The sequence below is a fragment of the Corynebacterium sp. MSK039 genome (assembly GCF_030232315.1).
GTDB lineage: Bacteria > Actinomycetota > Actinomycetes > Mycobacteriales > Mycobacteriaceae > Corynebacterium.
In genome coordinates, this window is sequence record NZ_JASPJL010000004.1 from 17,644 (window position 1) to 41,955 (window position 24,312).

Below are 24,312 nucleotides of genomic sequence, written 5' to 3' on the forward strand. Positions count from 1 at the left end.
TTCTCATGCTACCCGGCGCACCGGCCAGCACCATCACGCAGTAATGGCCTGCTGGTAGTAGCCCATCAGCTGCTCGCACAGCGCGGGCCAGGTCTTGCCCTGCACGCGGTTCAGCGCTGCGGCGGCGAACTGTTCGAGCGCCCCGTCCGCGATGATGTCCCCCACGGCCTCGGGCAGCTGCTCGGCGAAGCGTTCCGGGTCGAGCAGGAAGCCGCTCACCCCGTCCTCGACGAGGTCCACCGGCCCACCGGCCCGTGGCGCGACCACCGGCAGGCCCGAGGCCTGCGCCTCCTGGATCGCCTGGCAGAAGGTCTCGAAGCGCCCGGGATGGACGAACACGTCCAGGGACGCGAAGGCCACGGCCAGATCCTCCCCGTAGAGCGCGCCGGTGAACACCGCGGTCGGCATGAGCTTTTCCAGCTCCTCGCGTTCCGGCCCGTCGCCGACGATCACCAGCTGCGCGTCCTCGCGGTCGTTTAAGGACGCCAGGTTCGCCACATCCTTCTCTGCGGCCAGGCGGCCCACGAAGCCCACCAGCTTGCGTGGCTCGGCCGGGGCGGCGGTGCTGCGCTTGGCCTGGCCTTCCTCCCACCACTGGCCGCGCAGCTCCGCGCTGCGCTTGGCGGGATGGAAGCGCTGCGTATCCACGCCCCGGCCCCAGTGGTGCACCCGCTGCACGCCGTGCTCCCGCAGCTGCTCGATCGTCGGCGAGCTCGGCGCGAGGGTCAGGCAAGAGTTGTTGTGCATCGCGCGCACCCAGCGCCAGGACATGTTCAGCAGGAAGGTGAGCTTGTAGTGCTCCGTGAAGCCAGGCACGTCCGTCTGATAGACCGCCACGCACGGCACCTTCAGTGCCTTCGCGGCGAATACGCCAGCCCCACCGAGGACGAATGGGCTGGCCAGGTGCACCACATCCGGCTGGAACTGCTTCAGCAGCTTATAGACCCGCGGCAGGGGCACGCCGATGGGCAGGGAGTTGATGGGCGGGAGGTTCACCGCGGGCACCCGGTGGATCGGAAAGCCCGCGTAGGTATCGCCGGGACCTGGTTCGCTGGTACTGGTTACGGACGCATCCCCGGCGGGAGCATCACCGGCCGGTGGTTGCCAGCCCGGCGGGCGCGGCGCGATGACCATCGCGTCGTGCCCTTCCCGCCGCAGGTGCTCCAGCACCCGCAACACCGAATTGGAAACCCCATTGACGATGGGGATGAAGCTCTCCGCGATGATCGCAACCCTCATTGTTCTCCCTGCTGCGCCTTCCATGAGTTTTCTCGCCACCGGACCAGCAGCCACAGACCCCCGCTCAGCACCATCGCCACGACGAGCGAGGAGAGCGCGGGTATCCAGGCCAAGGTCCAGCCACGGCCTTGCACCTTCACATTGCGGGGCTCGGACTTCTGATACTCCACCCGCACCCGCTGGCCCGCCTCCAGGCCGATCGGGTACAGCAAGCCCCGGTCCGGCTGGTGGTAGACCCCGTACTCGTCCGGGAAGCGCACGGTGGTCCGCAGTACCCCGACGTTGACGACGTCCGCCGTGGCGAACGCCTGGTCCCTACCGATGCGGTAGTCGTTCAGCGCGGCGGTCGCCACCATCCCCAGGCAGACGGCCGCGGCGAAGGCCGTGAAGGCCGCGACGAGTTGCTTGCCGCGCCGGAAGCGGGTCGGGGTCGGCTGCTCAACGGCCGGTTCCTTCCCCACCGCTGACTGTTCCGTGGCCTGCTCGGTGGCCTGCTCGGCGGCCCCGGGCTGCTCTACGTTCGCCGGACCCGCCGCGTCCGTTGGCGCGGCCCCCTGCTCGCGGTCCACCGGCTTACTCACCCGGGGTCACCTTGCCCCGGATCAACTTCTCCAGCGCCACGCGCGCACCCCGGTCCACGAAGGCCTCCACAACCAGCACCCCGCCGCCCCGACGACCCGGCACCAGGCCCAGCTTCTCGCCGGCTTCGCCCTCCAGGTCGCTGTGTTCCAGCGCATCCAACACCTCGGCGAGCTCCGCCGGGTTGTGCACCCCCACCCAGTCCACGCCAGCGGACTCGCACAGCCCAGCCAGCTTCGCGCCCGTGCCGGTGCCGAAGACCCTCTCGAAGGCCGGGGTGCCGTCGTCGAAGCTCCGCAGGCTATCCCCACCCGGCTCGAGGGTCTCGAAGATCGCGCCGCCGTCGTCGTTGGCGACCACAATCACCAGGTTTTCCGGGCTGGGCTCGTCCGGACCAAAGTGCAGCCCGTTGACGTCATGAAGAAAGGAAAGGTCCCCCAGCAGGGCAAACGTCCGCGGGGCGCGGATCGCCGTCGGATCGGCGGAGGCATGCGCCAGGGCCGTACCCACCGCGGTGGACACCAGGCCGTCGATGCCCGCGGCACCACGGTTCGCGACCGTGCGCACCCCGTCGAAGGGCAGGCCCACCCGGGCGATATCGCGGATCGGCGAAGAGGCGCCGACGAACAGCGCGTCCCCGTCCCGCAGGGAATCTGCCAGCACCGCAGCCACGTGCAGCCCGGTGAACGCCCCGTCCTCTGTGGCCTGAGCGATGCCGTCGCGCACCGCCTCCGCGCCCAGCTCGGACACACCGCGGCAGACCTGCAGCCAGGACTGCGGCGACTCACCGGTCACGCGCACCGTGCTCGCGATCTGGTCGGCGGTCAGCGCCACGTCCGTGGGCTGTTCGACCTCAGTGAGCACCGTGATGGAAATGTCCTCGCTGGCCAGCAGCTGGGTCACCGGGCGGTGCAGGGTCGGCCGACCAAGCACGATGACCTGCTCCGGGCGCGTGGCCGCGGAGTACTCCCCGTGGGAAACCAGGCCCGTGGTGAACATGGCAGCGGCTGCCGGGTGCACCGGGAAGTCCGGGGCGGGGCTGGCGGGCTCAGCCAGGACAGGCAGGTCGCCGAGCTCCTCCAGTTGCTCGCGGGCCCACGCCCGATCGCTGACCGACCCCGCGATGACGAGGGTTCGCTTGGACGCGTCCACCGTCGCCTCGCCGTAGGGCAGGCGCGCGGCCTGCTTCGGTAGGACGTAGGTTCGGGCCGGCGCGGTCGGCTGCTTAGCCGCCGTCGCGCGAGCGGGCCCCTCCGCGAGCTGGCGGGCCCGGAGGCTCAGCTGGGTGATGGACTCCGGCACCAGTGGTTCCCGCAGCGGGATGTCGAGGTGCGCCCCACCGCCCCGGGTGGGGTGGGTGGCGGCGCGGACCAGCTCGTCAACCTTGACCCGGACGCGGCGGACCAGCGGGTTTGTGGAATCTAGGGCTGCGGCTGGGGCTGCCTCGTCGGCACCGGCCGCGGTGTTGGCGCTGGCGGACGGCGCAGCGGCGCCTGCGGTCACGGTGTCGATCGCGGCGTCCAACTCCAGGGTGGCGACCGCGTGGGCGCCGAAGATCTCGCGCTGCTGGATGGTCTGATTAGCCCCCGTCCCCACCATCGACCACGGCCGGTTGGCAGAAAGGATCAGCAGCGGGACGTTCGTCGCCGTGGCCTCCACCATGGCGGGCAGGCAATTGGCCACCGCCGTGCCGGAGGTCATCACGACCGGCACCGGAGTGTCCGAGTACTTCGCCAGGCCCAGGGCCAGGAAGGCCGCGGAGCGCTCGTCGGTGCGCACGTGCAGCCGCAGCCGCCCGGTGCGGCTAGCCTCCGCGAAAGCCAAGGCCAGTGGGGCCGAGCGCGAGCCCGGGCACACCACGGCCTCCCGAACTCCGTTGCGAATCAGCTCGTCAACCAGTACCGCGCCAAGCAGTACGGCGGGTGAGGGCTGATCAAGGGTCTCGGGCGTGCTCTGGGAGATGCTGTTTTTCACACCCCATAACCTACGTGACCATGCCCCGGCGGGGCGACGAGCCTGGCTCGGCCTAATCATTGTTCATTAATGCTGAACGTTCAGTTTTAGTGAACACGTGTTTCCAACCCCTTTAGCCTCAGAAGGGCCCACGTCCATCCAAAAACATGGAGAACACGCGACTTAACCATCGAAGGCCTCGCATATTCCCTTCAAGAGGGCTTCGACCTGCTCCTTTCGCGCTTCAAACGGAGTCGGGTGCTCCCCCTCGGCAATAAGATGCTCTGCAAGACCAATCCCCCTATCACCCTCTTCAGCGAAACGATTAACCAATACGCTCGCTTCTCTTATCCCGAGCACCTGAGCGACATCGCTGCCGAGTAGCTGGGCAGCCATGTTAAGAATTAGCCCTTCGCGCTCAACTTCATCTGGCGGGTTTTCAACTGCCCCAAACGGCACCAAGTCAATGTCAAAGCCACTGACCTTGATCGCTTGCCAAGCTCTCCCCGGATAAGCGAAATGCTCCTTGAGGCGATCGAAATCCGCCCAGCTGCGAAGCGCTACCGCAAAATCGATGTCCCGCGTCGCCCGAGCTGGCGGGCCTGGCCGGTATTTTTCTTGATGAATATCCCTACACCGCGCCCCCACCAGCATGATCTGATCTAGGTCGATATACCGTCCAAGCGCAGCAAGAACCTCAGCAATATCCTCATTGCTCTCCGACCATTTCATTACCCCACCCCCGGAGGCTCTAGAAATTGATTGTCGATCTTAGCTCTTGCGCGACTCCCAGCAGGCGGGGTTCGTGAGTGCCCACGAGATCCGCATAGATTACTGGCCACGGCGCACATGGCCATTCACCAAGCACGGTCGCATGATCACTCTGATCCGTCTGATTCGCATCACGGCTTCCTTGGCCAGCGCCCCAAAACGCCGTGCGCACGATGACATTGCCATTGTCTGATCGGCGAATCCGACCGCTCCTCAACAACTCTCTAAGTTCAGCCGAGTCTCGCAAATAAAGATGAACGGTAGTTCCGCCTCGGACCAAGTGCGGCACAGCCTGCTCGCCGCTTACCCAGCCCATGGGGTCCATGGCCTCAAATCTGCCCAGATCCGCCTCTCCTCGGAAGATTTCCAGATCCGCACCAAGCCCAGTGGCATAGGACTGCGCCCACGCATCCAGGAGCGCCTTCGGTCGCTCGAAGTAATACCTTCCCCCGAAGCCCGACTTATTGAGGTAGCCAGCTTGCGTCAGCAGTTCTAGCGTCTGCGCAGCGCTACCAACGGAGACCCCCGCCTGTCTCGCAACCTCTCGGACAGGAGAGTCAAGCAGTTCCGGGCGATCCAAAATAACCGCGCTCACCTGCGCTCGGCGTGGCGTAAACAAGGAACCGGTAGGCGCCTTAACTTGCGATGCAGCACCCCTTGCTGGCTTTCGTAATCGCCGAGCAGCTTTATCCTGTGGACTTGCCGAAGTTGCTTGCTCCCCTCTTTTCAGCGAAACGCTACCGCCTTGTTCAACCGGAGAACCCTTCACCCTGCCACGGATATCTAGGTACATCCCGGGAAAGGAGATAAAACAATTTCCTCGCTCATCTGCGAACATAACCCCCGCCCCCCGTAGGAAATCAGCCACCTTAGGCGTAACCCTCGGAGCGAGAAGCAGCGTTGGGAGGTCGCTCTCGTCGGCAGCTTTTTCCGCCACCAAAGCCCGTAACCCTTGTGGATCATTCGTCTCAACTTGGCGGGCCATACACTTCGCGGAGGCGTCACCGTGACGCACGAACAGTCCCCCATCCCCGACGCCCTCCTGACCTAGCTCCACGAACTCGAGAGGCACCTCTACAAGGTTGAATATGTCGTTCCAGCGACTGATTTCTTCCCCGTTTATACCGCCACTCTAGCTGATGTTCAGCAATAATGAACGTTCATTAATACTGAACGTTCATTTTTAGTGAACACACTTGTCGGCCTCCGGCCGAAAACATCAGCATCGTTAGGGTGAGGTTATGGAGCTATCTTCCCTGGATCGGGGCCACTTCCGCGCGCTCATTATCGGTGCAGGCCAGGCCGGGCTCGCCGTCACCGCCACCGGGCCGGACGCCACGAGCACCACGATCACCACGGACGTCCTCCTCAACGCCACCGGCACCTGGAACAACCCGCACGTGCCACACATCCCTGGCATCGAAACCTTCCGCGGCCGCCAGCTGCACACGAAGGATTACACCCGCAAGGAGGACTTCGCGGGCCTGCGCACCCTCGTCGTCGGTGGCGGACTGTCGGCCGTTCAGTTCCTCCTGGAGCTCCAGGAAGTGAGCGAAACCATCTGGGCCAACCCCCGGGCACCGAGGTGGATGCCGACGTCATCTTCTGGAACACCGGATTCCGTCACTCCCTGCGCCACCTCGCCCCACTGAAGCTGCGGGGACCGGGCGGAGGAATCCTCATGGACGGCGAAGTGCGCGTAGCCAAGGACCCGCGGGTGCTGCTGGTCGGCTATGGCTCCACCGCCTCGACGGTGGGCGCGACTCGCGCCGGCAGGCGCGCCGGTCAGGCCGCCGTCCGCTATCTCGAGTCCCGGTAGCCCGGCGTTCGCTTCAGGACGTCAACCTGATGCTGCGATTGGCATTGCTGCGAGGTGTTGCCGGGTTGTTACTAGTTGTTCCGGAGTTGTTTTCCGGCACGCCGAAACAACTTTGAAACAACTTACGAACAACTATTGTGGCCAGCCCGACCCTTCATCTCATTATTCCCCCCAGGTCACGAAGCCTACGGAAGTTGTTTCAAAGTTGTTTTTATTGTTCCAGGATTGTTGCCAAGCTATTTACTCCGACGCCCCAATCCAGCGTGTGTTTGACCCACGCTGCGGGCCGGCCGGGTCAATACGCGCCACCCCGCGCTCCCGCAGTTTCCGCAAGATCTTCGTCACTTCGGAGCGCTCTATACCCAAAATCTCGGCGGCTTCTGCTGCGCGTACCGTGCCAGTTCGCAGCTGCTCTTCCAACCACTCTTCTGTAGGCATCGTCGCAGCACTAGCAAACTGGGGCTGGGCACCACCCGAAGAAGCTGTCCCCTGCTGAACCGCCCTTCCCAAAACCCATTCATCCGCCCCCTGGAGCCGCGCTACCACCCCAATGTCTTGGAGCGACTCCATCAGTTCGGCGGCTTCCATTGAAGAAATTTGCGCAAGCCGTTCAACCTGATTCTTCGTGATCCGAGGCGCGCTCCACAGCTGCTTTAAGACAATGAGAGTGCCCACGCTCCTCACGGCCTCGCCATCAGGTAGCTTCTCCAGTTCATGAAGCATCTTGATAAAACCCACATCGGGCTTACCTGCTGAAAGAATCACCTCAACGAAGGTTTCCTCAGCACGCACTTCCGGAACTTCCCGACCTGTTCCAATCATTGCGGACCACATGCGGTCAAAACCGCGCGACGATTCCTCAGCCAGGCCGAGCCCACGCATTACCGCCATAAGGCGACTATTCCGCGGCACCGATTGAGTCGTCAGCAAGTGATCCCGATCAACCCCCGGCGGCAGAGGACCCGGGGACCAAATCTTCAGAGCACGAGGCGTCTGGTCAACAACCACGGGGCGACTGATTTGCCAGTCCCTATGAATGAAGGCATTCGTGACGGCCTCGTCAATCGCCTGGGCAGGGAAGCGTGGGATCGCGGTTTCCTGCCCATCATCAAACTGCACTCTTTCAATTTCTTGACTTGCGCGCTCCCTGATTAGGCGGCGCAGCCGGGGAAGCGCAGTCAACAGCGGTTCACTGATCTCGCTCACTTCAGGATCGGCCCCCACGATGGGTCTCCAGAAATACTGAACCGTCAGGGCGGGCTTGTCCGGTGGCAGCATGAGGATCTCTGCCGCCCTCTTGAGCGAACCATCATGGCCCACGAGCCCCAGTTCGCGAAGGAGTCCGTTGGCACCTTTCGGCACATAATCCGACCCGTCTTCCCTGGACCGTTTCCCCCTCAACAGTCGGCGAGCCTCTTCCAGGACTGGCAGCTCGATGTCCTGAACCTGGAGCCTCGAGCTCCCGTTTGAATAATCGGGGTTCGCCCTTTCCCGAACCAACGCTTGCCGTTCTGCCTCCAGCAGCGGCTCACAACTCGTGCCCCGCCGCCGCTTCGCCTGGCCTTGGGTGCGGGTATACATGGTCAATGCTTCTGGGATACGGATCACAACAAGGCGACTACCGTGATACTCAAGTTCAGATGCTTCAACCCTCAGTTGCTGCTGAGTACCATGAAGAATCTTTCTCTCAATGGTTAAGGTATCCAAGTCTGTCCCCGTAAACGCTTCAGGTCCGGTCAGCTTGTCACTGATACCCACGATGATGTGCCCCATAGCGGACTCCCCATTAGCCAGGCATACCGCCTCATCAATGAGCTTTTCTACAAGTTGCGCCCGATGCTTATCGGCCTTCGAAGGCGCGTGCTGAACACGGGCAGGGTCCTCTTTGATCTCTAGGGTCTCCGATTCGACATTGTCAGCCGAATCTCCGTTCCAAATAGCGTCTAGAGCCTCTGCAACATCCTCAGGCAGCCACGGTTTCGCATCGTCAATCATGGGGGATTCCATATGTGAAGTATACATTTCCCCAGGAAGTTGTTTTAGAGACGCCACCCACCCCAGCGAAACAACTTTGAAACAACTTACGAACAACTATTGTGGCCAGCCCGACCCTTCATCTCATTATTCCCCCAGGTCAAGAAGCCTCCGGTGGTTGTTTCAAAGTTGTTTCTAGTTGTTTTGGATGCTCTCCTAGCGGGCGTCACGACCCCAGCTCGGCGGCTGCAGCCTCCATCCTGCGGATCCACCACTGCCGACGCTCCGCGTCCACCGCGTAGCGCTCCAGCACCGCTGAGTCCGGCTGGGTCGCGCCCGTGAGCATCGCGCCATCCCTGATCTCCCGCACCCCCACGTCCGCAGTGAACAGCGAGCCCGTCGCCAGCCCCGCAGCGTTCGGCCCATCCTGGCCGAACACCCCGGCATCCTTCCCCACCTGCGCCACCAGGGCAGCAGCCTGCAGTCCCGCGCCAATCCCCACCGCAGTATCCAGCGCGGAGCTGAGCGTCAGGCTCACCCCGTGGGCCGCCACCTGGCGCGCGACCGCCACCACCTGGTCGATACCGCCCAGCGGGGCGACCTTCACCACGGCCACGTCGCACGCCCCGGCCTCCACCACAGCCAGCGGGTCCGAGGCCTTGCGGATCAGCTCGTCGGCGGCGATCCGCACCGGCGAACCACCCGGCGCAACCCCCTCATCGGACAGGCGCTGCCGCAGCTCCGCGAGCTCCGCCACCGTCGCGCAGGGCTGCTCCACGTAATCCAGGTCCTCCCCCGCCACATCTTCGCCCGCCAACTGCGAGATCACCGCCAGCGCCTGCTCCACCGACCAACCCGCATTCGCGTCCACCCGGATCCGGGGCCGGGTCACCCCCTGCTCGGCGAACCAGGCCCGCACGGCACGCACGCGCGCCACATCCTGAGCCAGAGCAACATCAAAGCCCTGCTCCCGCAGCACGGCCGGTTCAGCGACCTTGACCTTCACCGTCGTGCACCCCGGGTAACGGGCCATCAGTTCCCCCACCTGCTGCGGATTCGCCTGCGCGTCCACAGCGGGCATCGTGGCGTTCACCGGCACCGCGACCCCCGCCGGGACCTGCAACGCGGCATGATCCGCTAAGGCACCCTGCGGCCGGGCGGTGGCGTCGTCGTCAAGAAGAAGGGAATGGACCACCGCGCTGCGCAACCAGCGGGAAGACTCCGCGGGGCCGTATTCCAGGAAGGGCGCGAACTCCACCCACCCGCCAGGGGTGGGAACGAGCATCGCCTCGCGGGTATCGATGCCGCGGAAGCGCGTGCGCATCGGCAGGGCCACCACGTGCGCGTGCTCGCGGGCGTGACGAAGGAACTGGTCGAGCTGCTGTTGAGTGATATTCACGCCACCCACCCTAGGCGAGCAGCCGGACACCTAATATGGGCAGGCATGAGCGAAAATAAGGTTTCCGAGATCTTCGACCCCACCGCCTGGCGCGAGGTTGAGGGATTCGACTTCACCGACATCACCTACCACCGCCACACCGGCGAGGGCCGCGCCAACGGCATCGTCCGCATCGCCTTCGACCGGCCGGAGGTGCGCAACGCCTTCCGCCCGCACACCGTCGACGAGCTGTACCGCGCACTCGACCACGCACGCCGCACCCCGGACGTCGGCACCATCCTGCTGACCGGAAACGGCCCGTCGCCGAAGGACGGCGGCTGGGCGTTCTGCTCCGGCGGTGACCAGCGCATCCGCGGCCGTTCCGGTTATCAGTACGCCACCAGCCACGACTCGGACGTCGCCGCCGCTGGTGCCGAGGGCGTGGACGAAGCTCGCGCGAAGGTCGAGGGTGGCCGCCTGCACATCCTGGAGGTCCAGCGGCTGATCCGCACCATGCCGAAGGTCGTGATCTGCCTAGTCAACGGCTGGGCCGCCGGTGGCGGGCACAGCCTGCACGTGGTCTGCGACCTGACCCTGGCGTCCCGCGAGCACGCGAAGTTCAAGCAGACGGACGCCGACGTGGGGTCCTTCGACGCCGGTTATGGTTCCGCGTACCTGGCTAAGCAGGTGGGCCAGAAGTTCGCCCGCGAGATCTTCTTCCTCGGCGAGGCCATCGACGCCGAGACGATGCACCAGATGGGTGCCGTGAACCGCGTGGTGGACCACGCCGACCTGGAGACCACCGCGATCGAGTGGGCACGGAAGATCAACGCGAAGTCCCCGACAGCGCAGCGCATGCTGAAGTTCGCCTTCAACCTGACCGACGATGGCCTGATGGGCCAGCAGGTCTTCGCTGGTGAGGCCACCCGCCTGGCCTACATGACCGACGAGGCCGTGGAGGGCCGCGACTCCTTCCTGGAGAAGCGCGAGCCGAACTGGGACGAGTTCCCGTACTACTACTAGGTCTTGTGGCCGGTCGGCGCTAACCGCGTAACTTATTCCACGCCGGGGGCATCGGGGCCTGCACATCCAGCTCCTCGCCGCCCGGCAGCGGGATCACCAGCCGGGAGGCGTGCAGCATCAGCATCCGCACGCCTTTCTCCGCGGCCGCCTGGTTCACTGCCTTATCCCCGTAGCGGGAATCCCCGATGATCGGGTGGCCCAGATGCTGCAGGTGCACACGGATCTGGTGCTTCCGGCCGGTCAGTAGTTGAGCCTCCACGAGGGTTCCCGCACGTCCCCAGGGCTTCTTCACCCACAGCTTCGTCTCCGCCTGCTGCCCGGCGCGGCGATCCACCACCGTGGCCGCCCCCGTCTTCCGCAGCGGGGCATCAATCCGTCGCGGCTGCTTGCCCGACTTTTTCACGGCGCCACTGACCACCGCCAGGTAATAGCGCTGGATGTCCTCCCCGCCCTCACGCAGGAGGGACTGCAGGTGGCGCAACATCTTCGAATTCTTCGCCACGATCAGCAGGCCAGAGGTCTCCTTATCCAGCCGGTGCGCCAGCTCCAGCTCCTTGTCCTCCGGCCGCAGCACGCGCAGCGCCTCGATCACCCCGGCCTTGACCCCACTGCCCACGTGCACGGCGATGTTGGCGGGTTTATTCACGATGAGCAGATCATCGTCCTCAAAAACAATGTGCCGGGACAGCCTGCGGGCCAGCTGCTCCGCGGCCTTACGATCCCCCGCGGGCTTCGGCTTCGCCTCAGCGACCTCGAGGGCGGGCAGGTGGACCTTATCGCCGGCGACAGTGCGCTGGTCGGGCTTGCACTTCGCGCCGTTGACCGTGATCTGCTTGGTGCGCATCATGCGGAACAGCACCGTGGCGGGCACGCCCTTGACCTGCGAACGGATGTATTTGTCCAGGCGGCGATCCGCCTGGGAGTCGCTCACGATCAGGGTCTGAGGTTCGGAATGCTTCATGGTGGCTCTGGGCTCTATCTGTAGCAGATCGGGCGGGCGTCCCCACCCGCCTGCTCATAGTCGCAGCGCCGGCCCGCGGCCCGCGGCTAGAGCTCGAAGCGCTCCCACACCCGCTGCGAGGCCGGATCGCGGTTCCCCAGGACCTTGTCGAGCAGCTTCCACAGGCCGTGCCCGAAGAGCTTAACTAGGCCCCGGCGCTCGCTGGCAGGAACCGGGCGCACCGCCTGCTCTGGCTGGCCCAGGTAATTGCCGATCTCGCGGGTCAGGTCTGCGGTGATCCAGTCATCCACCCGCACCCCGTCGATCGTGGTGAACGCCCGGGATTCACCTCGGTAGACGAAGTGGCGGTCGAACATCCCGAGCGCCTGAGGGACGGCCGCCGCGACCGCGGGGTCTAAGGCCAGGCGCACCAGCCCGATCGTCGTGTCCACGGCGGTGCTGCCCGTCGCCCCCGGCTCGTGGGTGGCGAAGCCCTTCGCCTTCAGGTAGCTCAGCATGTCCTGCACCTCGTGGGCGGCAAGGTTCATCGTGTTGCGCTGTGCCTGGTTCAGCCGGGGGTTACCCGCCGCTGCCCGCAGCGCATCGCCGACGCCACGTGGGTCGCTGTGCCCCAGGGCGACCGCCAGCCGCGGGGCCACCGGTGCCACCGCGATCAGGAAGCTGCCGTCGGTGAGCATGGAATCCATCGCCACCACCGGGGTGACCTCGTAGGGCTCCGGGTCGGCCTGCTGCGCCCACTGCCCGACCGCGGCAAGCAGCCCGCCCGGCGGAATGTCACAGGCCGGATCCCCCTGGCTGCAGATGCTGCGCACCTTGCCCTCGTAGCGGTCAAAGGTTCCCGCCGGGCGGGAGCCCAACAGGCCCGTGTGCTGCTTCGGCATCGGCCCGTGGTTCGTGGTGATGAGGGTGGCGCCATCCTTGCTGCCACGGCGCGGATCCGCCAGCAGGTACGCCGCGATCACCTTCTCCGCCTGCTCCGGGGAAAGATGCATCAACACATCGCCAGCGACGTGCGCGCCCTGAGAGAATCCCGCGAGCGCGAACGCGGTATCCGGGCACGCGGCCGAGACGTCATCGATCCGCGCCCGCACTTTCTCGACGCCATCCGCCGCAGAGGCCGCGTAGTTCGGGAACCTCGGCAGGCCGATCTTTTCGTTGCTGCCCACGATGCCTGCGCTGCCGTAATAGGGCAGCTGCCAGCTCCGCACGCCCTCGAAGCGCTGCTCGGCAAGCTTGCTGAAATTCGTGCCCACCACGAAGCCCCGCGGGACATTCGGGTCATCGCCCGGGTGGGCGTCCCCGGACCCAGCAGCGGTGATGACCTCCACGGCTGGGCAGGACGCGATCGGCGTGGGGGTGACGTCCTGAATAGGGCTCGCACTTGCCTGCGGGACCGCAACAGCAGCGGCGACGAGCGGGAGGGAAACAAGGCAAGACACAAGGCGACGCATGGGCAATAGTGTATTGCGCACGCTCCGGTGCTCAACGGTGAGCCCCGGCAGTACACCGCTGGTCAGCGGGGCGACACCTCGCAGGCGGGAGACCCCCGCCACGCAGCCAAGTAGAGTCGGACGGGTGAGTACTAATAATGAGACGCAAGAACTAGGCCGCTTCGGCGACCGCGGGGACGGACACTCAAAGTTCATTTACCCCGCGAAGATCGACGACGGCACCGGCATGGCAACGCTCGAGGCATTTGAGGTCTCTGCGACAAACCTCAAGGCCGCGCGCGGCATGCTCTCCCAGGTGCTGGACGGGCGCAGCTCGATCCTGCCGGTCCCCGCCGCCGACTCCCCGGACGCGGGTGCCAGCGAAGAGCTGAAGAAGGTCATGCGGGCAGGCGAGCCGGTCGAGGCCGGCACCCTCGTGGCCACCACCTCCGGGTCCACGGGCACCCCGAAGGGCGCGCTGCTCTCCGCCGCGAACCTGCGTTCCTCCGCCCGCGCCACCGAGCAGGTGCTGCGCAAGAAGCTAAAGGTGGAGCCGGGCCCGTGGCTGCTGGCGCTGCCGGCCCACCACATCGCAGGCCTGCAGGTGATTCTGCGTGGCATGATGGCCGGTTTCACCCCGGTCGCGACCACCGCGCTGATCGAGGGCACGGGCTTTAGCGTGTCCGGTTTCGCAGCCGACGCCGCCGCGCTGAAGAAGCGCTTCCCGCACGAGGATCTGCACACCTCGCTGGTCCCACCGCAGGTGCACTCCCTGCTGGAGTCCGAGGAAGGTATCGAGGCACTGAAGCTCTTCGGCGCGGTCCTCATCGGTGGTGCGGCACTGGGCGATAAGGCCCGCGGCCAGCTGGACGAGGCGGGCGTGAACTACGTCCTGACCTACGGTTCCAGCGAGACCAGCGGCGGGATGGTCTACGACGGCCAGGCACTGCCGGGCGCGAGCGTGCGCATCGAGGACGCGGACGCCAACGGCGCCGGACGCATCGTCCTCGAAGGCCCGATGGTCGCCCGCGGCTACCGCAACAACGACGAGGACTGCTTCCCCGAGCTCGGGGTCTACCGCACCAGCGACATCGGCGCCCTGGACGGGGACACATTACAAGTGCTGGGTCGGGCCGACGGCGCAATCAACACCGGTGGCGTGAAGGTTCTGCCCGAGCAGTCAGAGAACGCCACCCGCTCCCACGCTGTTGTGAACGGCGAGGCGGTCTCCGAGGTCTGTGTCTCTGGTGTTTCCGACGAGCACTGGGGCGAGGCCGTGGTCGCCGTGCTGCGCACCGCTGGTACTGAGGCTTCCGGCGATCCGGTGGAGGTCACCGACGCCGTGCGCTCCTCCATGCGGGAGGCCGGTTGCGCGGATTACCTCATCCCGCGCCGCGCTTTCGCTGTCGCGGAGCTGCCGAAGACCGGCCCGGGCAAGCTGGATCGCATCGCGATCGCGGAGCTCGCCCGCCAGGCCTGCGCCGCGAACTAGCGGTTGTCCGTCACCACCCGCAGCGCGGAGACTGCCGCACCGTCCGTCTCCTGCAGCATCAGCGGGTCGGTGCGCGGCATGGGGGAAATCGTCATATCCGCGCGCATGTCCTGCAGCGGGATGCCGACCATGTGCACCCGCGGATCAACCTGCCCGTCCTCGTGGATCAGCCGGCTCGTCGCCAGCTCGACCTCTGGGGCGCGGGAGGCGGTGCCATCGCCGCGCAGCCAGGTGCGCATCCGGCCGGCGTCCTTCAGCTGCTGGCTCAGCGGATCCGCGGTGCTGCGCACGTCCGGCTTGTGCAGCCACGCATCCACCAGGGTGCGGGACTCCACCGGCTCCTCCCGGGTCACCGGGGAGGTCATGACGAACGCAGGCGTCTCGGGGTCGATCACCATCGTCGGGTGCGCGCCCAGGAAGCGGACGTAGCCGGCGTCCACCAGGCACAGCAGCTCTGCGGTGCGGAAGGCCGGCGGCCCGGAGCCCACCATCTGGCCCACGCGCTTGAGCTCCGCATAGGCACCTCGGCGAGATTCGGTGGTGAACCGGCCGGGCTCGTCCACGACAGCAGCGGGCTTGCGGGCCGAGCCGATGACCTGCAGGCCCATCTTCACCGCCGACTCGCGCGCGGACTGAGCCTCGGAAAGATCCGCGGCCAAACCATCGGCAATGCACGCGGTGAGCTCGTCGATGCTCTGGCCCGCCTCCCCGGCCTGCTCCGCGAAACGCGCGACGGGGTCGGCGTGATACGGCAGGTCGAAGCGGTTTTCTTGCGCCACCAGCCCGTCCAGTCGGGTGTCCTCGTGCAGCCGCCACGGGTCGGTGTCCGGGTCGTCGATGATCTCGCCGACCTTTTTTAGGACGTCAGGTTCGGCTGCCAGCAGAACCCGGTAGTAGGCCTCTTGTGAGTCCCGCAGGATCGCCGGCCACAGGGTCTCGCCGAAGTCCAGGCTATTCGCCGGAATCTGTGCGAGATCCAGCTCCGCGACGGCGGCCTTGAAGCGAGGCAGCCAGGCCGCTGGTGGCAGGGAGCCGAAGACCGGCTTCGGCTGGTACGGGTAGCCGTGGTGGGAGGTGACCACGAGCTTCGGCTCCCGGCCAGAGGGCTCGTAGCGCAGCCCCGAGCGGGCGTCGGCGTCCGAAATAAACCGCCCGCCACGGTCGATGGTGAGCATGGCCATGAGGTCGAAGAAGCCCATCCCCAGGCCGCGGACCAGTACCTCCTCCTGGGATTCCTCCCAGCTGGGGATCTGGCTGACCTGCTGGTCGGCGGGGTTGCCGGGGCGAACCCAGGTGAGGGCTGGGTGCATGTCCACGGCGGAAGCGGTGAAGCTCTCCAACGCATCCGGGGTGGTGTCGGCCCAGCCGATGGCGAGCACGGTGGCATCCGCGAGGATCGTGGTGCCGTTGTCCAGCGTGATGCGGTCACGGGTGGGATGGCCTTCGCCGTTTCCCGCTCCGGCGCCGGCCCCGGCTGCGGACCCTCCCGGCACCTCCTCGATCTTGGTGGCGCGGGCGAGGTGCTGGTGCACCGACATCCCCTCCGGGAGCAGCCCCAACACCACGCTGAAAACCCAACGCAGATACTCGCCGTAAAGGGCTCGGCTGGGGTGGGATTCGGGCCGGGTTTCGGCGATCTCCGTGGCGTATCCCGCCAGGGACCACCCAGCACCCACGGTTGAGGCGGATTCTCCGGCCTCCGAGGTTGCCTCCGGCAGAGGCTCCGCAGCCTGGACCCCATCATTATCCGAGGTCAACGAGTTGCGTTCGGCCCCAACACTCAGCGGAAGGCGAGTGAACAGATCTGTCTTTTTTCCGCCCGGATCCCGCTCTGAGTCCAGCTCTTCGCCGCGGATGAGCATGATCCACTCGTGCATGGTCGGCCCCTCCACCACGGGTGCTGTAACGGTTGCTCCGGGCTCAGTGAAGAGGGTGACCGCATCGGCCAGAGTGTTCATGCACAGGGTCTTGGTCTGGTCGGTGCGCCAGACTTTCCCCTCCCCCGGCCGCACCTCGTCAACCACATGAATGTCCAGGTGAGCGGGGGTTTTACTCGGATCGAGCTGGCGGTATTCGGCGGCGAGGCGCTCCAGGATGGAAATGCCTCGCGGGCCACCTCCGATGATCGCGATGGTGGGCGTTGAATCGGTCATGGTCCTTGGGCTGGTCATGTAGGCCATCTTATCGTGAAGGTTTTCCCGTGATACCCTAGCCCTCACCCCTTATAGACAGATCTGTTCATTTTTATCCACAGGAGGGAATACCTATGTCCCCCGGCTTGCCCCGCACCCAGGGCACGTCCAGGCACCACACCCGGCGCCCCATCAGATCGGTGATCACCCTGCTCACCGCCGTCGTCCTTGGCCTCGGCGGACTCACCGCCTGCAGCAGCGCCGGTGGTTCCGAGGACAACCCCGCCGAGCTGACCTACCTCGACTCCCTCCCCTTCAATAACCTCTACCCGCCGACCGCGGGCTTCTACCCCAACGGCGGGGTCGTCAACAACATCACCGACCGGCTGCTGTGGCAGGACCCGGACACCCTCGAGCTTCACCCGTGGATCGCCACCGACCTGCCGGAAGTCAACGAGGACGCCACCGAGTTCACCTTCCGCCTGCGCGACGGGGTCACCTACTCCGACGGCACCCCGATGGACGCGGAGAACGTCGTCAAGAACTTCGACCTCTTCGGCCTCGGGAACACGGAGAACAAGCTCACCGCCTCCGAACAGATCAGCTCCTACGAGCGCGGCGAGGTTATCAACGATTCCACCGTCCGCTTCCACTTCAGCGAGCCCGAGCCCGGCTTCCCCCAGGCCGCCAGCTCCATCAACGCCGGGCTGCTGGCCAACGCCTCCCTGGATATGACGGACGAGGGTTTCGCCCCTGGTTCTGCCCGCAAGGTCATCGGCTCCGGCCCCTTCGTCATCACCGGCGAGAAACGGAACCGCGAACTAACCTTGAGCGCCCGGGAGGACTACGACTGGGCGCCACCGGTCTTCGCCGAGCGCGGCCTGAACACCGGGCGTCCGGAGCTGGACACCGTGCGCGTCGTCGTCGCCAAGGAGGACAGCGTCCGCGTCGGTGGACTCAAGGCCGGGCAGGCGGACATCGCCCGCCAAATCGAGGCCCCGGAGGAAAAGCACCTCGCCAAGGCCGGAATCAACATCCACGCAGCACCGACCAACGGCGTGAACAACGGCCTGGCCTTCCGCTTCCGCCACCCGCTGCTGCAGGACATCCGGGTGCGCCAGGCGATCATCGCCGGCGTGGACCGCGAGAAGATCCTGCGCACCCTGTTCTCCGACTCCTACCCGCTGGCCACCTCCACCCTCGCCCACACCGCGCAGGGCTACGAGGCGCAGAAGGGTGCCTACGAGTTCAACCCGGATAAGGCCCGCACGCTCCTCGACGAGGCCGGCTGGACCGTCGGGCACGACGGCATCCGTACCAAGGACGGCAAGCGCCTGCGCCTCGTCGTCAACGACGCCCCACAGCAACCCCGCACCCGGGAGGTCGTCACGATGCTGCAGCAACAACTGCGTGCCGTCGGCATCGACGCGCAGCTGCACCCCGGCGACGTCGCCGCCCAAAAGGCAGCCCAGACGGACGAGAACCAGGTGCAGCTCAACCTCACGATGGTGGGCCGCGCCGACTACGACGTCATTAAAAGCCAGTACTACTCCGAGAACCGCAACGCGCTGCTGAACATGCACCCCGACGAATCCATCGGCGATGAGAAACTCCAGCAGCTCCTGCTCGACGTCGCCCAGTCGCCCACCGAGGCAGAGCGTGCCAAGGCCTCCAAGGCGGTGCAGAAGCACCTGACCGATAACGCCTACGTCCTGCCCTTCTTCGAGGAACCGCAGGTCTTCGGCGTGCACCCACACGTCCACGGCTTCCGCGCCGAGAGCATCGGCCGACCCTGGTTCTACCTGACCCGAAAGGAGGCCCAGCCATGACCGGACGCCAGATCCTCGCCCGCATCGGCCAGGCGATCCTCGTGCTGTGGGCCACCTTCACCCTCGCATTCATCCTGCTCACCGCACTGCCTGGGGACGCCGTGGCCACCCGCTACGCCGACCCCGAGCTCGGGCTCTCCCCGGCGCAGATCCAGCAGATGCGCGATGTGTACGGCGCCGACGAGCCCATCCTCGTGCGCTACATCAACTCCCTGACCGGGGCGCTGCGCGGGGACTTCGGTAACTCCCTAATGAACGGCGAGTCCGTGACCAGCGCCCTGGGCGCTGCCCTGCCAAACACGCTGGCGCTGGCGTTCGTGGCCTTCGTGCTCGCCAGCCTGATCGCCCTGGCCCTGGCCACGCTCGCCGCCCCGGGCCGCAACAACCGTGTCAGCCGCTGGCTGGCCAATGCCCTGGCGAGCGTCCCCTCCCTGCTGGTCGCGCTGCCCGCGTTCTGGCTGGGCATCATCCTGATCCAGGTGTTCAGCTTCACGTTGGGGTGGATCCCCGTCATCGACGCTTCCCCCACCGAGTCGATCATCCTGCCCGCCATCGCCATCGCCCTGCCGCTGTCCGCACCGATGGCGCAGGTGTTGCTCCGCGGGATTCAGGACGCCTCGGCCCAGCCCTTCGTCACCGTGGTGCGGGCCCGTGGGGCCAGCCACCGCTGGGTGCTGTGGCGCAATGTCCTGCGCAACGCGATGCTCCCCGCACTGACCATCGCTGGGCTGACCTTCGGTGAGCTCATCGGTGGCGCCGTGGTCACCGAGGCCGTGTTCAGCCGCGCCGGCATCGGCGCGATGACCGTGGACGCCGTATCTAACCGCGATACCCCGGTGCTCATGGCCGTCGTCGTCATCAGCGCCGCGGTCTACGTGCTGGTCAACCTGGCCGTCGATCTGCTCTACCCGGTGCTCGACCCCCGGCTGCGCAGCCGCAGCGCACAACCCGCCACCGCGAATGGGAGGGACTAAAACATGACCACCAAACTCACCCCTCGGTCCTCGCTGCGCTCCCGGCTGACCGGCCGCAACCTTCCCCGCCCGCGGAAGGCGGGCTGGGGCGCGGTGGTCTCCGGGCTCATCGTTGTCATCGCACTGGCCTGGGCGCTGGTGCCGGGGCTGTTCGCCTCGGGCGACCCCGTGAACTCCGGTAGCACCGCCCCGCTGCTGCCGCCCAGCACCGAGCACTGGTTCGGCACCGACGCCGTCGGCCGCGACCTCTACACCCGCGTGGTGTGGGGCACCCGGCAGTCGCTGCTCGGGGCGCTTGTCGCGGTTCTGCTCGGCATGATCATCGGTACCCTGCTGGGTGTGATCGCCGGCTCCTCCCGCGCCCGGCGCGGCTCCAGCACAGGCGGCAAGGGCAGCTGGGTGGACACGCTGATCATGCGCATCGTGGACGTCCTGCTCGCCATCCCGGCCCTGCTGCTTAGCCTCTCGGTGATCATCGTGCTGGGTTACGGCTCGATCAACGCGGCCATCGCCGTGGGTGTCACCAACGTCGCGATGTTCGCCCGCCTCGCCCGCTCCGAGGTGCTGGGCGTCGCCTCCTCTGACTATGTCGAGGCTGCCTACGCCTCCGGCGGCACCCGCGCTTCCGTGTTGTGGAACCACGTCTTGCCGAACTCGCTGACCCCCGTGCTCGCGCTGGCGGCCCTCCAGTTCGGCAGCGCCATCCTGCAGCTGTCCACCCTGAGCTTCCTGGGATACGGCGCCCCACCACCGACGCCCGAGTGGGGCCTGATCATCGCCGAGGGCCGGGACTTCATCGCCACGTCCTGGTGGCTGACCGTCCTGCCGGGCCTGGCCATCGTCCTCGTCGTCCTGGCGACCAACCACCTCAGCACCGTCCTCCGCGACCGGGAAGGAGCCCGCTCATGACCACCCCATTGCTGAAGGTCACCGACCTCGCGGTCACGTACAACTCCGCGCACGGCCCCGTGCACGCGGTGACGGACGTGTCCTTCTCCGTCGCACCCGGGCGGGTTACCGCCATCGTGGGAGAATCCGGTTCCGGAAAATCCACCTCCGCCATGGCAACCATGGGGTTGCTGCCTGCCAACGCGTCGGCGTCCGGAAAAATCGAGCTCAATGGGCAGGACCTGAACCGAATCACGCAACAGCAGTGGCGCGGCGTCCGCGGCCTGAAGATCGGGCTTATCCCGCAGGACCCCGGGACCTCTCTGAACCCCGTGAAAACCATCGGCGACTCGGTCGGCGAGGTGCTGCGCATTCACCGCCAGGCGCTGGGCAATCCCAGCAAGGAGGAGCGCCGCGCAACCGTCATCGAGCTCCTGGAGGCCGTGGGGATCGACAACCCCGAGCTGCGCTATGACCAGTATCCGCACGAGCTCTCCGGCGGTATGCGGCAGCGTGCCCTCATCGCCGCCGCGCTGGCCACCGAACCGGATCTCATCATCGCCGACGAGCCCACCAGTGCGTTGGATGTGACGGTGCAGCAGACGATCCTGGACCTCATCGACCAGCTGCGGGAGGACCGCGGCATTGGCGTCCTGCTCATCACGCACGACCTGGCCGTAGCCAGCGACCGGGCCGACGAGCTGGTGGTCATGCAATCCGGCCAGGTCAAGGAGGCCGGGCTCACCGGCCGCATCCTCGGCGATCCGCGGCACCCCTACACCCGACGGCTGCTCGCTGACGCGCCGGGGCTGACCAACCCCGTGCGCCAACCGGCCCGCGCCCGGAAGCATGCGGCAGCCAGCACCCCTGGGACCGCTGACCCCGAGACGGGTGCGCCCGGCAGCGGGGTGGACTCCGAGGGGAAGAGCCCCGCCACCGGCGCGGCACGCGGCTCCGTGGCACACGACGCTAAGGCACGCGGCTCCGAGGAGCCCACTCCCCCGCTGCTGCGCGTCAGCTCGATGAGCAAGCAGTTCCACCCCGCCCGTGGCCAAGAAGCATTCACCGCGGTCGACGGCGTGAGCTTCTCCGTCGCCCGCGGCACCACGCACGCGATCGTCGGGCAGTCGGGTTCCGGCAAGTCCACCCTGGCGCGCATGATCTGCGCCTTCGAGGAGCCCAGCGCGGGCACCGCCTACCTCGAGGGCGCTGCCATCAGCGAGCTCGTAGACAAAGACCCGCGCCAACTGCGCCGCAGGCTGCAGATGGTCTACCAGAACCCCTATGGCTCGCTCGACCCGCGCCAGTCCATCGGTTCGGCGATCGCCGAGCCACTGCGAAACCTCAGCTCGCTCTCGCGGACCCAGATCCGCGCGAAGGTCACCCAGGTGTTGGACCAGGTCAGCCTCCCCGAGGCCCTGGCCAACCGGCGTGCCGGTGAGCTCTCCGGCGGGCAGCGCCAGCGCGTGGCCATCGCCCGCGCGCTGGTCCTGGAGCCAGAGCTGTTGGTTCTCGACGAGGCCGTATCCGCGCTGGACGTCACCGTCCAGGCCCGCATCCTGGAGCTGCTCAACGAGCTGCAAGAGGAACTGGACCTGACATACCTGTTCATCTCCCACGACCTGGCCGTCGTCCGGGAGATCAGCGACACGGTCAGCGTGATGAGCAAGGGCCGCCAGGTGGAGCTGGGCTTCACTGAGGAGATCTTCAACGATCCGGAGCACGAGTTCACCCGGGAGCTGCTGCGGGCCATCCCGGGCCAGCGTTACCGCGAAGGCGTGTTCAACCTGGGGCTTTAGGGTCGGGACATGGCGATCCGCAGCGCGGAGCGGGCGGCGGCGTCCGTCTCCTGGAAGATCACCGGGTCCTCGCCCACCTTCGGTGAGTTCGTCATATCTGCCCGCACCTCCCGCAACGGCACGCCCAGCATGTGCACCCGAGTGTCGCGCTGACCGCTCGCGCCGATCAGCAGGCCGGTCTCCCGGTCCACCTCCGGGGCCCCGGACGGGGAACCATCGCCCCAGGCCCAAGCCCGCATCCGGGACTGTGCCAGCAGCTGCGTACTCAGCGGGCAGTCCGTGTGCCGCACATCAGGGTCGTGGATCAACGCCTCGATCAGCGCAGTCGCGCACACCTCCTCCCCCGTCGTCGCGGAACTGACCCGAAACGCCGGGGTCTCCTCGTCCACGGTGAGCTCCGGCTTCGCGCCAAGGAAGCGCACCAGCCCGGCGTCGATGAGCGCGAGCAGCTCGGCGGTGCGGAAGGCCGGCGGGCCCACGCTCACCATCTGGGCGATGCTGCCGAAAAGCGCGTATTCCTCCTCGCGGGAGGCCTGCGTGAACCGCCCCGGCTCGTCGACCAGGGCGATCCGCTTCATCGCCGCCCCGAAGCTGAATAGCCCCATCTTCACCGGGGATTCCTCGCCGCGCTGCGCCTCCCGCCAGTCGCCGAGGAGGTGTTCGAACAGGCTCCGGGTAAAGGAGTCGATGCTCAGCTCCTCGCCCGCTGCCTCCGCCTTGTCCTCCAGCCGGGCGACCGGGTTGTTCTCCCAGGGGATATTGAATCGCTTTTCCGGGTCCACCAGCCCGTCCAGGCGGGTGTCCTCGTGCATGTTCAGCGGGTCGGTGGCCGGGTCGTCGATGACCTCGGTGACCTTCTTCAGGACGTCAGGTTCGGCCGCCAGCAGCACCCGGTAGTAGGCCTCTTGCGCGTCGCGCAGCAGTGCTGGCCACAGCGTTTCCCCGAAGTCCAGGCTATTGGCAGGCAGTGGAGTATCGAGCTGGGAGATCGCCTCGTCCAGGCGGCGCAGCTCCGCGCGCGGCGGCATGCCCGAAAACTCCGGGCGGGGCTGATGCGGGTAGCCACGGCCCGCCATCGCCAGGATCCGCGGTTCCCGGCCCGAAGGTTGATAGCGCAATCCCGCCGGCGCGGTGGCGTCCGGAATGAAGGCCCCGCCACGGCCGAGCGTGAGCATGGACATGGCGTCGAAAAATCCCATGCCCAAGCCCCGGATCAGGATCTCCTGGCCGGACTCCTCCCAGCTGGGGATGGCAGAGAAGTCCTGATCAGCCGGGTTATTCGGCGCAACCCACTCCAGCTGCTCGTGCTTGGCCGCGGCAGCCGCGAGTTCCTGCTCCTCCGGGGCGAGATCCGTGTCCAACCAGCCCAGGGCGAGCACCGTCGCGTGTGCGCGCAGGCGGGTGCCGTCCGCAAGTTCGATGGCGTCCGTGCCGTCAGCCGCTGCTTCGATGCCCACCGCCTTCGAGCGGTGCACCGTCACTTCGATGGCCTCGGGAACCATGCCCAGCACCGCGGAGAAGGCCCAGCGCAGGTACTCGCCGTACAGGCCCCGCGGCGGGTGCGTATTCGGTTCGGCCTGCTGGATGTCCTGCGCCCGGTGGCCCAGGGGCTGGACCGGGTGGCGGGAAAACAGCGCGGCCTTCGCCCCGCGCGGGTCGCGCTGCTCACCCAGCTCCTCACCACGAACCAGCATGATCCACTCGTACATGGTGGGGCCCTCGAGGACCGGGGCATGCACGCTGGAGCCGGGCTCCGGGAACAGGGTCACCGCGTCGGCCAGCGTGTTCATGCACAGGTCGAAGTTCTGGTCAGTGCGCCAGATGCGTCCCGCACCGGGCTGGACGTCGTCCACCACGGCCACGGCCAGGCGTTCAGGGTCGGTACCCTGCTCCGCCAGCTCCCGGTAGGTGGCCACGATCCGCTCCAGCACGGAAATTCCGCGCGGCCCGGCCCCGATGATCGCGATCCTGCGCTCAATACTGCTCATGGCCCCACCCTACGGTTTATCCCGGACAAGCCTGGCTGCTCAGCCCCCGCGCCCAAGCGAGTAGAGTAAACAGTTTGCATCCG

The 24,312-nt window shown here is 66.6% G+C and carries 17 protein-coding genes and 1 pseudogene; 7 read left to right on the forward strand and 11 right to left on the reverse strand.

Annotated features, from left to right (window positions below):
- Positions 1 to 33 precede the first annotated feature (33 nt).
- The 5 genes from QP997_RS04350 to QP997_RS09885 form a co-directional block, all read right to left on the reverse strand.
- Positions 34 to 1,239: a glycosyltransferase family 4 protein gene (locus QP997_RS04350; protein WP_284846334.1), complete on the reverse strand. Its 1,206-nt coding sequence runs from the start codon at positions 1,237 to 1,239 to the stop codon at positions 34 to 36.
- Positions 1,236 to 1,820 carry a hypothetical protein gene (locus QP997_RS04355; protein WP_284846335.1) on the reverse strand — a complete coding sequence of 195 codons (585 nt, stop codon included), beginning with the start codon at positions 1,818 to 1,820 and terminating at the stop codon, positions 1,236 to 1,238. The genes QP997_RS04350 and QP997_RS04355 overlap by 4 nt, the downstream gene beginning before the upstream one ends.
- Positions 1,813 to 3,792, reverse strand: coding sequence for a 2-succinyl-5-enolpyruvyl-6-hydroxy-3-cyclohexene-1-carboxylate synthase (gene menD / locus QP997_RS04360; RefSeq protein WP_284846336.1), 1,980 nt, complete (start codon positions 3,790 to 3,792; stop codon positions 1,813 to 1,815). The genes QP997_RS04355 and menD overlap by 8 nt, the downstream gene beginning before the upstream one ends.
- A gap of 162 nt (positions 3,793 to 3,954) precedes the next feature.
- Positions 3,955 to 4,503, reverse strand: a complete 549-nt coding sequence (locus tag QP997_RS04365) for a hypothetical protein (RefSeq protein ID WP_284846337.1) — start codon at positions 4,501 to 4,503, stop codon at positions 3,955 to 3,957.
- Between the two features lie 19 nt (positions 4,504 to 4,522).
- Positions 4,523 to 5,527, reverse strand: a complete 1,005-nt coding sequence (locus tag QP997_RS09885; RefSeq protein ID WP_350309546.1) for a type IV toxin-antitoxin system AbiEi family antitoxin — start codon at positions 5,525 to 5,527, stop codon at positions 4,523 to 4,525.
- Between the two features lie 370 nt (positions 5,528 to 5,897).
- Between QP997_RS09885 and QP997_RS04370 the strand changes: the two are divergent.
- Positions 5,898 to 6,361, forward strand: a pseudogene (locus QP997_RS04370) (NAD(P)/FAD-dependent oxidoreductase); the annotation flags it as partial.
- A 240-nt stretch (positions 6,362 to 6,601) separates the two neighbouring features.
- Here the strand turns inward: QP997_RS04370 and QP997_RS04375 are convergent.
- Positions 6,602 to 8,368, reverse strand: coding sequence for an ATP-binding protein (locus QP997_RS04375; RefSeq protein WP_284846338.1), 1,767 nt, complete (start codon positions 8,366 to 8,368; stop codon positions 6,602 to 6,604).
- 193 nt (positions 8,369 to 8,561) lie between these two features.
- A complete protein-coding gene (locus QP997_RS04380) occupies positions 8,562 to 9,734 on the reverse strand; it encodes an o-succinylbenzoate synthase (RefSeq protein WP_284846339.1) in 1,173 nt (390 codons plus the stop codon).
- Positions 9,735 to 9,779: 45 nt separating this feature from the next.
- On the opposite strand from QP997_RS04380, the gene QP997_RS04385 reads away from it, so the two are divergent.
- On the forward strand, positions 9,780 to 10,736 hold the full coding sequence (locus tag QP997_RS04385; RefSeq protein WP_284846340.1) for a 1,4-dihydroxy-2-naphthoyl-CoA synthase: 957 nt from the start codon (positions 9,780 to 9,782) through the stop codon (positions 10,734 to 10,736).
- A gap of 19 nt (positions 10,737 to 10,755) precedes the next feature.
- Here QP997_RS04385 and QP997_RS04390 read toward each other — a convergent pair whose 3' ends face one another.
- Positions 10,756 to 11,697, reverse strand: coding sequence for an RluA family pseudouridine synthase (locus QP997_RS04390; protein WP_284846341.1), 942 nt, complete (start codon positions 11,695 to 11,697; stop codon positions 10,756 to 10,758).
- Positions 11,698 to 11,783: 86 nt separating this feature from the next.
- Positions 11,784 to 13,148 (reverse strand): cutinase family protein, encoded by a 1,365-nt coding sequence (locus tag QP997_RS04395; RefSeq protein ID WP_284846342.1) that lies wholly within the window; start codon positions 13,146 to 13,148, stop codon positions 11,784 to 11,786.
- Between the two features lie 124 nt (positions 13,149 to 13,272).
- On the opposite strand from QP997_RS04395, the gene QP997_RS04400 reads away from it, so the two are divergent.
- Positions 13,273 to 14,619, forward strand: coding sequence for an AMP-binding protein (locus QP997_RS04400; RefSeq protein ID WP_284846343.1), 1,347 nt, complete (start codon positions 13,273 to 13,275; stop codon positions 14,617 to 14,619).
- On the opposite strand, the gene QP997_RS04405 is transcribed toward QP997_RS04400, so the two are convergent.
- Positions 14,616 to 16,799: an FAD/NAD(P)-binding protein gene (locus QP997_RS04405; protein ID WP_284846344.1), complete on the reverse strand. Its 2,184-nt coding sequence runs from the start codon at positions 16,797 to 16,799 to the stop codon at positions 14,616 to 14,618. The genes QP997_RS04400 and QP997_RS04405 overlap by 4 nt on opposite strands.
- 86 nt (positions 16,800 to 16,885) lie before the next feature.
- On the opposite strand from QP997_RS04405, the gene QP997_RS04410 reads away from it, so the two are divergent.
- The 4 genes from QP997_RS04410 to QP997_RS04425 are packed head-to-tail and all read left to right on the forward strand — an operon-like array spanning position 16,886 to position 22,241.
- Positions 16,886 to 18,580: a TIGR04028 family ABC transporter substrate-binding protein gene (locus QP997_RS04410; protein WP_284846345.1), complete on the forward strand. Its 1,695-nt coding sequence runs from the start codon at positions 16,886 to 16,888 to the stop codon at positions 18,578 to 18,580.
- Complete coding sequence (locus QP997_RS04415) at positions 18,577 to 19,554, forward strand: ABC transporter permease (RefSeq protein ID WP_284846346.1); 978 nt, start codon at positions 18,577 to 18,579, stop codon at positions 19,552 to 19,554. The genes QP997_RS04410 and QP997_RS04415 overlap by 4 nt, the downstream gene beginning before the upstream one ends.
- Positions 19,555 to 19,557: 3 nt before the next feature.
- Positions 19,558 to 20,463 (forward strand): ABC transporter permease, encoded by a 906-nt coding sequence (locus tag QP997_RS04420; protein ID WP_284846347.1) that lies wholly within the window; start codon positions 19,558 to 19,560, stop codon positions 20,461 to 20,463.
- A complete protein-coding gene (locus QP997_RS04425; protein WP_284846348.1) occupies positions 20,460 to 22,241 on the forward strand; it encodes a dipeptide ABC transporter ATP-binding protein in 1,782 nt (593 codons plus the stop codon). The genes QP997_RS04420 and QP997_RS04425 overlap by 4 nt, the downstream gene beginning before the upstream one ends.
- Here the strand turns inward: QP997_RS04425 and QP997_RS04430 are convergent.
- On the reverse strand, positions 22,238 to 24,229 hold the full coding sequence (locus tag QP997_RS04430) for an FAD/NAD(P)-binding protein (protein WP_284846349.1): 1,992 nt from the start codon (positions 24,227 to 24,229) through the stop codon (positions 22,238 to 22,240). The genes QP997_RS04425 and QP997_RS04430 overlap by 4 nt on opposite strands.
- Between the last annotated feature and the right edge of the window lie 83 nt (positions 24,230 to 24,312).